General features: G+C 63.4%; 11 protein-coding genes and 1 pseudogene. 7 read left to right on the top strand and 5 right to left on the bottom strand.

Features of this window, described 5'->3' with window-relative positions:
- On the bottom strand, positions 1–189 hold a 189-nt coding region (locus VGH68_RS03355), incomplete at its 3' end, for a chemotaxis protein CheB (protein WP_331602085.1).
- 249 nt (positions 190–438) lie between these two features.
- Between VGH68_RS03355 and VGH68_RS03350 the strand changes: the two genes are divergently transcribed.
- Entirely contained in the window at positions 439–1,653 is a 1,215-nt protein-coding gene (locus VGH68_RS03350; RefSeq protein WP_331602084.1) for a histidine kinase dimerization/phosphoacceptor domain -containing protein, read from the top strand.
- Positions 1,654–1,802: 149 nt separating this feature from the next.
- On the opposite strand, the pseudogene VGH68_RS03345 reads toward VGH68_RS03350, so the two are convergent.
- A pseudogene (locus VGH68_RS03345) lies at positions 1,803–2,183 on the bottom strand (type II 3-dehydroquinate dehydratase); the annotation flags it as partial.
- A 17-nt stretch (positions 2,184–2,200) separates the two neighbouring features.
- Between VGH68_RS03345 and VGH68_RS03340 the strand changes: the two are divergent.
- Entirely contained in the window at positions 2,201–2,986 is a 786-nt protein-coding gene (locus VGH68_RS03340; RefSeq protein ID WP_331602083.1) for an IclR family transcriptional regulator, read from the top strand.
- A 51-nt stretch (positions 2,987–3,037) separates the two neighbouring features.
- Here VGH68_RS03340 and VGH68_RS03335 read toward each other — a convergent pair whose 3' ends face one another.
- Entirely contained in the window at positions 3,038–3,421 is a 384-nt protein-coding gene (locus VGH68_RS03335) for a hypothetical protein (protein WP_331602082.1), read from the bottom strand.
- A gap of 249 nt (positions 3,422–3,670) precedes the next feature.
- Between VGH68_RS03335 and VGH68_RS03330 the strand changes: the two genes are divergently transcribed.
- Positions 3,671–4,111 carry an Hsp20/alpha crystallin family protein gene (locus VGH68_RS03330; protein WP_331602081.1) on the top strand — a complete coding sequence of 147 codons (441 nt, stop codon included), beginning with the start codon at positions 3,671–3,673 and terminating at the stop codon, positions 4,109–4,111.
- A 12-nt stretch (positions 4,112–4,123) separates the two neighbouring features.
- Positions 4,124–4,531 (top strand): Hsp20/alpha crystallin family protein, encoded by a 408-nt coding sequence (locus VGH68_RS03325; RefSeq protein ID WP_331602080.1) that lies wholly within the window; start codon positions 4,124–4,126, stop codon positions 4,529–4,531.
- A gap of 60 nt (positions 4,532–4,591) precedes the next feature.
- Here the strand turns inward: VGH68_RS03325 and VGH68_RS03320 are convergent, their stop codons facing one another.
- The gene (locus VGH68_RS03320; RefSeq protein ID WP_331602079.1) at positions 4,592–6,586 is read right to left on the bottom strand and encodes a hybrid sensor histidine kinase/response regulator; all 1,995 of its coding nucleotides are present in this window, start codon (positions 6,584–6,586) and stop codon (positions 4,592–4,594) included.
- A gap of 271 nt (positions 6,587–6,857) precedes the next feature.
- Here VGH68_RS03320 and VGH68_RS03315 point away from each other — a divergent pair, with 271 nt between their 5' ends.
- Positions 6,858–7,100, top strand: a complete 243-nt coding sequence (locus VGH68_RS03315) for a hypothetical protein (protein WP_331602078.1) — start codon at positions 6,858–6,860, stop codon at positions 7,098–7,100.
- A 243-nt stretch (positions 7,101–7,343) separates the two neighbouring features.
- On the opposite strand, the gene VGH68_RS03310 is transcribed toward VGH68_RS03315, so the two are convergent.
- Entirely contained in the window at positions 7,344–8,216 is an 873-nt protein-coding gene (locus VGH68_RS03310; protein ID WP_331602077.1) for a GNAT family N-acetyltransferase, read from the bottom strand.
- Between the two features lie 239 nt (positions 8,217–8,455).
- On the opposite strand from VGH68_RS03310, the gene VGH68_RS03305 reads away from it, so the two are divergent.
- Together VGH68_RS03305 and VGH68_RS03300 are read left to right on the top strand one after the other, a co-directional pair.
- Positions 8,456–9,937: an aldehyde dehydrogenase family protein gene (locus tag VGH68_RS03305; RefSeq protein ID WP_331602076.1), complete on the top strand. Its 1,482-nt coding sequence runs from the start codon at positions 8,456–8,458 to the stop codon at positions 9,935–9,937.
- 251 nt (positions 9,938–10,188) lie between these two features.
- Positions 10,189–10,848 (top strand): haloacid dehalogenase type II (locus VGH68_RS03300; RefSeq protein ID WP_331602075.1); only part of this gene is annotated, 660 nt, incomplete at its 3' end.

Genomic DNA, 10,848 nt, shown 5'->3' with positions numbered 1-10,848 from the left:
CGGCAACGCTGTGTGCGGCGCGAGCAGAGCGGGCAGCATACTGCTGTGCGCGCCGATATGCATGACTACCAGCACGGCGGCGTCAAGGTCTGACGGCAGCGCACCGGCGACCGCGCGCAGCGCCGCGAGGCCTCCTTGTGATGCGCCGATAACGACGATGCGGCCGGGCTCGGCGTTCGTTTCAGACATTGGCTTTACCTAATTGCATCACTTCGAACACCCGGCCGACGCTTCGCGGCTCGAATCGTCGCGCGACCGACATGTCCATGTTGCGCAAGCCGCGTGCCTTTTCTGATGGCGTTGACGCGCCGGCCAGCGATCCCCGCGGCCGGCTAAGCGTCTTCAGCCGGCACGGCTTTCGGTCAGGCGCGGGATATCCGCGCGGAATAACTCTTGCGCCGGCTGATGCACCCCCGCTGCGGTCATATAGGTGGAAATATGAGTTCTGCGCAAATCGCAACCTTGGCAGCATCGCTCCGGCATATCGTCGCCGACCCGTCCGATACGGTCCGTACGGCGGACGTTTTGCGGCAGGGGCAACTGTTCGCCGACATGATCGAACGGACCCAAGGCGATGTCGCGTTGCAGCAGGTACTGGATGACGCCACCCAGACGGCGGCGCAGGGTTGTTTCGCTGCGATGGCGAAAGTGCTCGAACTGGACCGCTCGAACAATACGTTGGTGATCAAGAGCCAATATGGGCTTTCCCACGCTGCGCTGGGTCAACCCGCCGGGAAGGCGGAGCCGGGAAACCCGCCGGGTGAAGCGCTGAAAAGCGTTGCGCCGGTCGTCGATCCCGACGTCCGGCGCCGTCCGCCCGACTCGCTTCCCAAGGTCCTCGCCGAAAACGGCGTGGTCACGTCGGTCAACCTGCCGCTTGTCAACTACGAGGGCGCGTACGGCGTGCTGGAAGTGGATTTCCGCGAGCCGACTGAAATCGGCCCATTGCAGCTGACGTTTCTTGCTTCGATAGCTGGCGTATTGGCCGAAAACATCGAGAAGACCCATGCGCGAGCGGCGCTAGCCGCGGAGCGTGACGCGAAGGCGGTGCTGCTTCGCGAGCAGCAGCATCGCATCCGCAACAACTTCCAGCTCATTATTGCGATGGTTCAGCGCAACGTGCTCAGGGCGCGTGACGATGACACGCGCAGGAGCTTCCGCGACATCGAGCGGCGTGTATTCGCGATGGCGTCGCTTTATGACCACCTGCTCGGTCTCAACGAACAGGAAGAGCACGCGGATCTCGGACGGTATCTGAGCACGATGGCGGCGAATTTCGACGATCTTTACGACCTGGTCGGCAATGGCATTTCGCTGACGATAAAGCTGCAGTTCGGGATCATCGTCGGGCTCGACACCTGCACGACCGTCGGAACCATCGTCAACGAGCTGGTTGCGAATTCGGTCGAGCATGCGTTTGACGGAACGGCGGGACACATTACCGTGTCGCTGAGCCGCAGTGACGACAAAGGCTGCCTCGTTTGCGTAACGGATGATGGCCGCGGCCTGTCGGGTCCCGCTGTCGACGAAAATACCGGACTGCGCACGGTTCGCAACATGCTGACCGGCATCGGCGGCCGCCTCGACCTCGAAACGGGGCCCGGCAAAGGGATGCGCTGGTCTTTGAGGCTGGGCGCCTCCGAGGTGCGATGACGCGCGTCAAGTTCGCGCCGGCGCGCTCCGCGAACCGCTCGCCGCAATTCGCATCGCGTTGGCCGCCGGCGCGCTTCTCATGCTCGCCGTGCGCCGCCTTGACGCGTCGGAGCGCCGCCGCGAGATCCGCTCGTGAGGTGACGTCCGGCTCAGTTTTCGTTGCCCCACAAATCGTCGATCGCGCGAATCGCGAGCAAGTATCCGTTTGCGCCTGCCCCGCAGATCACCGCGGTCGCCGCCACCGAGATCGTCGAGTGACGATATTCGTCCGAACGCTTGTGGATGTTGGTGATGTGCAATTCCACCACCGGCCGGCGGATGAGCTTGACCGCGTCGAGCACCGAAATGCGGCCGAACGAAAACCCGGCCGGGTTGATGATCAGCGCGGCGTCCTGCAGGAACGCTTGCTGAATCCAGTCGATCAGCTCGCTTTCGCTATTGGTCTGGCGGAACAGGCAGTCGAACTTGAACGCGTCGGCGAGCGTCAGGCAGTGCTGTTCGATTTCCTTGAGCGTGGTGCTACCGTAAATCGTGAAAATAACCGCAAATGTCGCTCAAACACGGCCTGAGAATTCTCGATTTCCTGGCGTCGCAAGGGGAAGGCGCAGGCCTCCTGGCGATTGCCGACGCGTTGTCGCTGCCGCGCAGCACGTGCCACCGGGTGCTCAACGAACTCGTTGAAGGCGGGTACGTCAGGCAACTGGTCGATCACAGCCGTTACATCCTGACCATGCGCATGTCGTCGAACGGGCTCGAATTCCTGAGCCTGACGGGCATCGCGGATATCGCGCAGCCAATCATCGAACGCGTCGCCGCGCAGACCGGCGAACTGGCGCGGCTGTCTCTGGTGGACGGCGACGCAATCATTTGGGTGGGGAAGGCGGACGGACAGCGCGTTGGCTTTCGCTACGATCCCGACATGGGTCAGGCCGCGCGGCTTTCATGTACGTCCACCGGGCACGCGTGGCTCATGACGATGAGCGACGAACAGGCGATGGCACTCGTGTTGAAGCAGGGCTTCGGGCAGCCGAATGAGTTCGGACCCAATGCGCCGACGACGCTCAAAGCGCTGCTCGGTTTTCTGCACGCTGCGCGCGTGCGTGGTTACGCGATGATCGACGAGGTGTTCGCGCCGCGCATGTCAGCGGTGGCCACGCCGGTGATCAGTGGCTCGCGCTGCGTCGGCGTAATCAGTTTGGCCGGTCCCCGGGTGCGGCTTACCGCCGAGAAGATTCACGCGCACGCCGTGCTGCTGCGCGAGGCGGCGAACGAGCTTGCCCAGTTGAGCAATATGGCGGGATTCCCGGGCCGGCCGCCACTCGGCAAGGGATGACGACCGCACTGACGCGCTGCGGCCGGCCAGGTTGCTTTCAGAGCGCACCTCTTATTGCATTGGCGGCACCGTGCCCAGCTTCTCGGCCAGCATCCGTTCATACACACCGAAGTGCAGGTCGACTTCCTCCTGGGTCACGGGCTCGACCAGCACGTTGACCTGTTCCGGTAATAGGCCCATCACCGTCGCGATCGCGCTCTCGAGTTGCGGTGCGCAAATGCGGTCCTCGGCCAACGTCGTCCCGACCGTGATGTCGTACGCCTTCTCATGACGGAAGACGATTTCGACGATGCGCGCGCGGGCACTCATGTTGTTGTCGATGGCAAGGCGCGCGACCTGCGCGACCTGGTGCATCAGTTCGGTCGGAAAGCCTTTGGTCGAGCGCAGCTTGATGCGGTGCTTGCCGAGCGTCGTCCAGTCGGTGTCGAATTCCATACTTGCCTCCAGGAAAAAACATGCGGCGACGGTATGGGCGGCAGTGCGGATTTCAAGGCCGAAAAATCCGCGCGGCGCCTCTTGAAATTGTTTGCCGATGTCCTATTTTATTGATCGCTCAGGCAGTAGTTCGTGAACGTTCAGTTCATGGGCGCTGCGTGTTTCAACCTTGATTGTCCGCGGCACGGGGCAGCCGGACTGAAGCGCGTATGCCGGTTCGCTCCCTCGCCGCCAGAGGAGAAAGCGATCATGAGTGACTTTTACTTCGGCACTGAACTTTTCAGCGAGCTCGACCGTCTGCAACGGCAGATGTCCAGCCTGTTCGGCGGATTCCCTGCAAGCCTGCGTTCCAGCCGGTTCGGCACCTTCCCTCAAATCAACATCGGTACGACCGACGACTCGGTCGAGATCGTCGCGTTTGCCCCCGGCCTCGACGCGGCGAAGCTCGACATTTCGATCGACAAAGGCCTGTTGACGATCAGCGGCGAGCGTGCGGCGAGCCAGGCGCAACTGCCCGAAGACACGCGCAGTTATGCGCAGGAGCGCTTTAGCGGCGCGTTCCGCCGCGTCGTGGAGCTGCCGCAGCATGCCGATCCGGACAACGTGAAGGCGCGCTACGTCGATGGCTGCCTGTTGATTTCCGTCGGCAAGCTCGAAGCATCCAAGCCCCGTGCGATTACCGTTCAATGAAGAGGTGACATCATGAATGACAACACCCAGCTTGCTCAACGCGACAACGGCGCGGTAGCGCGCACGGATGCGGACGACGCACGCCGTCGCGTGACGCTCACGCCGGCTGTCGACGTCTGCGAAGACGCCCACACGGTGACGTTGCTCGCCGATCTGCCGGGCGTTCCGAAGGACAAACTGAGCATCGAGGTCCACGACGGTAGCCTCACCATCGATGCCGAATCCGTCGTGCCGGTGCCGCCCAATCTCTCGTTGTCCCATGTCGAAATGCGCGTCCCGCACTTCTCGCGCCGGTTCTCGATCAGCGACGATCTGGACACTTCGAAGATCGAAGCGTCTTTGAAAGATGGCGTCCTGAAACTGGTCATCCCCCGGCGTGATGAAGCCAAACCGCGCCGCATCGAGGTGCGCGTCGACTGACGATGGGCGACGGCGGTGCACAGCGGTAGCGCCGTGCGGCGATGTGTTTGCCGCGCGGCGCTACGCTGCTCGAATCAGCGCGATGATTTCCTCGGGACGCGCGGGTTTTACGATGTGACAGTCAAACCCCGCGCGTTGCGTGCGTTCCCTGTCTTCGGGCTGCCCGTATCCGGTAAGCGCCGCGATCAACACTGCCGAGCCGGTGTGTTCTTGCCGCAGACACTCGGCGACCTCGTACCCGCTGATGTCCGGCAATCCGAGGTCAAGCAGCACGATCTGGGGATCGAAGTCCCGCGCAATCTCCAGTGCCTGCCGCCCACTCGTCGCGACCCGTACATTGTGATCATCGAGGAGCATGGCCAGCGACGTGGCCGCATCGGCGTTGTCATCCACGATCAGCACGCGGCGAGATTCGTTGGCGGCCGACGGGTCCGATGCCATTTCCGCGACGGCTGGTCCCGGCGGGCTGCACAACGGGAGCCGAACGGTGAAGCAGCTGCCGCACCCACGGCCGCCGCTCGACGCGGCGATCGTTCCATGATGCATCTCGACGAGCGAGCGGGCGACAGTCAGTCCTATGCCGAGCCCCGCTTTGCCTGCTGATGCCGGCGCGCGTTCCTGCTCGAACATTTCGAACAGCGAGGGGATCAGGTCGGGGTCCATTCCAAAGCCGTTGTCTTCAACAGAGATACATGCGTGGTGATCTGTCCGGTCTACCTTGATCCGGATATGCCCGCCATTGCCCGTATATTTGACAGCGTTGTCGAGCAGGTTCGAGATGATCTGCGTGATTCGTGTCAGGTCGCCATCGACATAAAGCGGCATCGGCGATGTCTCCACTTCCTGAATCCGGTGCCCGCGCTGCGCGGCCGCCGACGCATTCATTTCGATCGACTGGTCGACGGCGGTCTTCAGGTTGAACGGTTGTTTGCGCAGCGTGATTTTTCCTGCTGCGATTCGCGAAAGATCGAGCAGGTCGTCGATCAGGTGTGCCAGATGAGTTGCGTGGCGATCGATGAGCCGATGTGCCCATAAGGCTTTCTCGGCGGAGATCCCCGGTCGTTGCAGAAGCGACGCAGCATTGATGACGGGCGCGAGCGGATTGCGCAACTCGTGCGCGAGCGTAGCAAGGAACACGTCTTTGCGGCGGTCGGCCAGTTTCAGTGCTTCTTCTGCCGCCACACGCGCCGTCACGTCTGCCAGTGTCCCGACCAGCAGACATCCAGCTCCGGAAACGTCCGGCACGAACCGTCCGGATCCTTCGATCGTGCGTTGCGCACCCGAGCGCACCGTGCGGATCCTGAAAATCTCGTGAATGTCGGCCGATGCGGTGGTTGCCGCATGCACCGCGTCATGGATCCTGGGCGCGTCGTCGGGATGAACGAGCGTTTCAATGAATTGCTGCAGGCTCATCGGTCCGCGGTCTTCGGGTTGTTCTGTAATTTCGTACATGCGGGCGTTTTCCCACACGGCCCTGCCGGTCCGCGGATCCCACTCGAAGATGCCGAGGCCGGCGGCTTCCGCGGCAATCCTCAGACGTTCATCGCTCTTTCGCTGCGCGGCCAGCGCCTGCTCCCGTTCGGCGAGCGCGTCGCTGACATGACGCTCCTGTTCACAACGGAACTGACGGATCGCATTGCGGATGGCGGCGCTGAAGAACCGGTCGATCGCTTCATGGACCTCGCGCTGCACCGCATGAGACGCGGCTTCCGCACAATACTCGCGAACCGCCGCATTGACGCACCGCTGCAGCAGGTCCAGCTCCATGTACAGTTCCTCGAGCGCGAAACCCTGCTGCCAGCGTTCTCTGGCATGAGAGCGCGCGTCCTTCGCAGCATGGATAGCCGCGCCCGGTGCGGCCGCGTTCGCCAGCACCGCGCACAATTCATCGAAAAGCAACGGTAGCTCGTCGATCAGGCCGACTACCGCTTCATTGCATGTCGGCCGGATCTGCATCTGCTGCCGCACCGCGCGAAGCCATCGGCGCGTCAGCAGTCCACGGTGCTTCCGAAGATAGGCAGCTACGCCACAATCATTGTTCTGCACATTGTTCACCGCATGCCGGCCAGGAGTACTTCACAAGACTAGGATGGAAAACGCAGTAATGCAGGTGCCGCTGAATTTTCACGCGGAAGGTGCCGCTACCGCGATCAACAGCGTGCGTCAGAAGACGACGACCCGCCGATGCGTGCTGGCGAGTTCGCCAGTCTGTTAAAACCACGGCGCCGCCCTGTACGAAACCTTATTGATACGTACGCATTGGCGCAATTGTATTGGCAATTAAAAGCGCTCAGACTGGGCAAGTAAGCCACCGGATTACTTCGCCATGCTGACTCAAGCGCAGTCCATCCCAACCATTATCGTTAGCGGAACGCCGGTCGACGTTGACCGCTATCTCGTCTCAACCCTTTGGGCTGCCGCCGGTCCGCATCCGTCGGTGATCGACGTATTCTGTTGGCGCCGCAAACTGCACGAGCGGGGCGATGATTTCGCGCCTCACGAAGCCGCTTGCTACTACTGGCTGTGCGAACACAAAGCCGGCTTTCAACCCTGGGCCTATCCGCTCTAATACCGATTCTCCCGGCTTCAGCGATTAACGCTTTCGCCGCCTGGGCGAATGGCGCTCACGACAACGGGTTACGCGCGGCAGCGGCTATTCTCGCCGGCGCTGCCGACACAACGTGCCCCCGCGTGCGGGCATCCGCTGCTGAATCAGATTTCGACTCGTCGCTGCGCCGTCACCACGTCCTCCGGATAAAACAGATCGAGGCTCCACTCAGCGTGATACCCGCGTGCCAGAGGCTCGACGCACTCACCACACCGACTGGCTCGTAATCGCAAACTGCTTGAACTGCGCATCGCCTCGCAGCGGGGCGCCGCGTGCGGTTTTTTCGATGTGATCGACAAGCGGCAACCCGACACCTTCGAGCCAGTCGGACAGGCCAAGATCGACCGGTGTATCGATGCGGATGAACATACCGGCGTTCGAACCCAGCCAGTGGCTGATCAGCGCCTTCGCGCGGCATGCGTCCGGCGAGTCGGGCGCGATCACCGGGCCGATCACGTGGCCGTCGCCAAAGCGGCGAAACAGTGCGAAGCCGATCAGTTCGCCGTCCCGGTCGAGCGCGATGCCGCTCGCTTGATCGAGCACGTGGGGCAGCAGCGCCGAACGGTCGAGGCCGCTTGCGCGCGTTGCCAATTCGATCAGGTACGGCCGGTCGCTCGCGCCGATCGGGCGTAGCCGCTCGCCCGCCGGCAGCGACACGAGCGGCGGCTGAAACGCCGCGCCCTGGTGCTGGTGGATTCTGCCGATGCGCGTAAAGCCGAGCCGCTCGGCGAGCGGCCAGCCGGCGTCGCTCGCGTGCAGCAGCAGCGTGCGCGATCCAAGCGTGTTCGTCGAGTGTTCGATCAGCGCCCGGCCGATCCCGCGGCGCTGATGACTCGGCTTGACGATCAGCATGCCGAGCGTCGCCGCGTTTCGGCCGAACAACCAGCAAAAAGCCGTGCCGACCAGCGAGCCGCTTTCATCGACGGCCACGATGCCTTCGCCGATGCGTGCGGCGAAACGCCAGTCTTCCAGGCGGTGCCGCCAGCGCACCGCCGTCGACAACGCATGCGCGGCGGGCAGATCGTCGGCGGTGAAGGCGCGATAGGTGATGACGCTCGTCGGGTTTGAGTCGGACACGCCGGGCTCCAGGGTCTGTATACGCGTAGCGAGACTATCGCATTGCCCGCCGAGGCTGGCTAGGACGATCTTCCTGTTCCAGCCGCGCGCGCGGTGCGTCGTCTTGATGCAATGCAAAACGCCGGGTTATGCGGTCAACAACGCGTCGAATCTGCTGATCCGGCAATTTTGTCGGCGAAATATGCGGTGACCGTGGACCTACGATGTTTCTATCGAGATCAAGTCGAGGGAAACCAGTCATGGACCAGTTCGATCCCGCCACGGTGGCTATAAAGAAAGGCGGCCATTTCATTGGCGGCGAGTGGGTCGTGGACGCGGCGGCGCGCATCGATGTCGCGCGGCCGTCGGACGGCGTCGTGTATACGTCGGTGCCGCTCGGCGATGCGCACACGGTGGACCAGGCCGTCGATCAGGCGACGCAAGCGCTGCGCCAAAGCGGCTGGGCGCGCATGGCGCCGCGCCAGCGCGCCCGCATCCTGCGACGCTTCGCCGACCACATCGCCGCCGACGTCGCTACCCTCGCGCCGCTCGAAGCGCTCGGCTCGACGCGCCCCGTGCGCGACGTGTGCGCATGGGATGTGCCGTTCACGGCGGAAGGCATCCGCTTTTATGCCGAATTCGCGGACAAGATCGGCGGTGATGTCGTGGCCACGGATCACGACCACCTGGGCATGACGATCGCCGAACCTTATGGCGTGGTCGGCGCGATCGTGCCGTGGAATTTCCCGCTCGTGATGGCGTCGTGGAAAATCGGCCCTGCGCTGGCGGCGGGCAACGCGGTGGTGCTGAAGCCTTCGGAGATGACGCCCTGTTCAGTGTTGCGGCTTGCCGAACTCGCGATCGAGGCGGGCATTCCGGCCGGCATTTTCAACGTCGTGCAAGGCGACGGCGCGACCACGGGCGATGCGCTGGTGCGCCATCCGGGCGTCGCCAAGGTCACCTTCACCGGCTCGACGCGTGCCGGCGCCGCGATCATGGCGGCGTGCGCCGGGAGCGGCACGAAACCGGTCACGCTGGAGCTGGGCGGCAAGAGCCCGCAACTCGTATTCGCGGACGCGCCGAGGCTCGACGAAGTCGCGCGCCGCATCGCTGGCGCGATCGCCGGCAATGCAGGGCAAGTGTGCGTGGCCGGTTCGCGGCTGCTGGTCGAACGCACGATCGCGGAAGAACTGCTTGAGCGCATCGAGCATGCATTCGCGGCGCTGCGCGCGGGCGCCACCTGGGCCTCCGGCACGACGCTGCCGCCGATCATCTCCGACGCGCAGGCCGCGCGCATCGAAGCGATCGTCGCGCGCAGCGTGGCCGAAGGCGCGGTGATTCGCTGCGGCGGCCGTCGCGCGGATGCACCGGTGCCGGGCGCCTTCTATCTGCCGACCATCCTGAGCGACGTGAGCCGCGACACCGAAGCGGTGCGTGCCGAAGTGTTCGGGCCGGTGCTTACGGTGCAGACCTTCGACACCGAGGAAGAAGCGCTCGCACTCGCCGCCCATCCCGAATACGGACTCGCCGCGGGCGTGCATACCGCGGACATCGGCCGCGCGCTGCGGCTCGTGCGTGCGCTCGAGGCGGGCACGGTCTGGGTCAACCGCTACGGACGCAGCGACGACTTCATGATCCCCACGGGCGGCTACAAGCGCTCCGGTATCGGCAAGGATCTCGGGCGCCAGGGCTATGAAGCGCACCTGCGTTTCAAGAGCGTGCTGATCGATACGCGGAGCTGATGCGATGCGGGCAAACCCGATGGCCAGCGACGCTCGAAACGCACGCTCATGCGGCTATGGAGCCCTCGCCGGCGCGACCGCAGAATCTGCTGCGACGATGCATGCAAACGCTCTGTTTATACCGTCCGCCCCCATCGATTCGACGCCAACCCCGAATTTTGCGCTGTTTAAATTCTTCACAGGACGCACTTTTTCCTGTTTTCGCCACTGAACCCGGAGCGGGTTCATCACACGAAAGGATTGCCATCATCATGATCGATTTCGAGCCGAAGTACATCACGTTCGACTGCTACGGCACGCTGACGAAGTTCCGCATGGCCGACATGGCGCGCGAGATATACGGCGACCGCCTCAGCGGCGCGGACCTCGAAAAATTCGTCGCGTTTTTCGCCGGCTATCGCCGCGACGAGGTGCTCGGCGCGTGGAAACCGTACCGCGACGTGGTCGTCAATTCGGTGCGCCGTGCGTGCCGCCGCATGAACGTCGAATTCAACGAAACGGAAGCCGAAAAGTTCTACGTCGCCGTGCCCACCTGGGGCCCGCACCCGGACGTGCCGGAAGGCCTCTCGCGTCTCGCGAAGAAGTACAAGCTGGTGATCCTGTCGAACGCTTCGGACGATCAGATCCAGAGCAACGTCGACAAGCTCGGCGCGCCGTTCCATCGCGTGTTCACCGCGCAGCAGGCGCAGTCGTACAAGCCCCGCATGCAGGGCTTCGAATACATGTTCGACCAGTTGAACTGCAATCCCGGCGACGTGCTGCATGTGTCGTCGAGCTTGCGCTATGACCTGATGACCGCGCACGACATGGGCGTCAAACACAAGGCGCTCGTCAAGCGCGGTCATGAACCATCCACGCCGTACTACGAGTACACCGAAGTCGACGACATCCCGCATCTCGCCACGCTGCTC

The organism is Paraburkholderia sp. (genome assembly GCF_036488505.1).
Classification (GTDB): Bacteria; Pseudomonadota; Gammaproteobacteria; order Burkholderiales; family Burkholderiaceae; genus Paraburkholderia.
The sequence above is the reverse complement of the archived record's forward strand: the minus strand, read 5'-3'. Positions and strand labels throughout refer to the sequence as shown.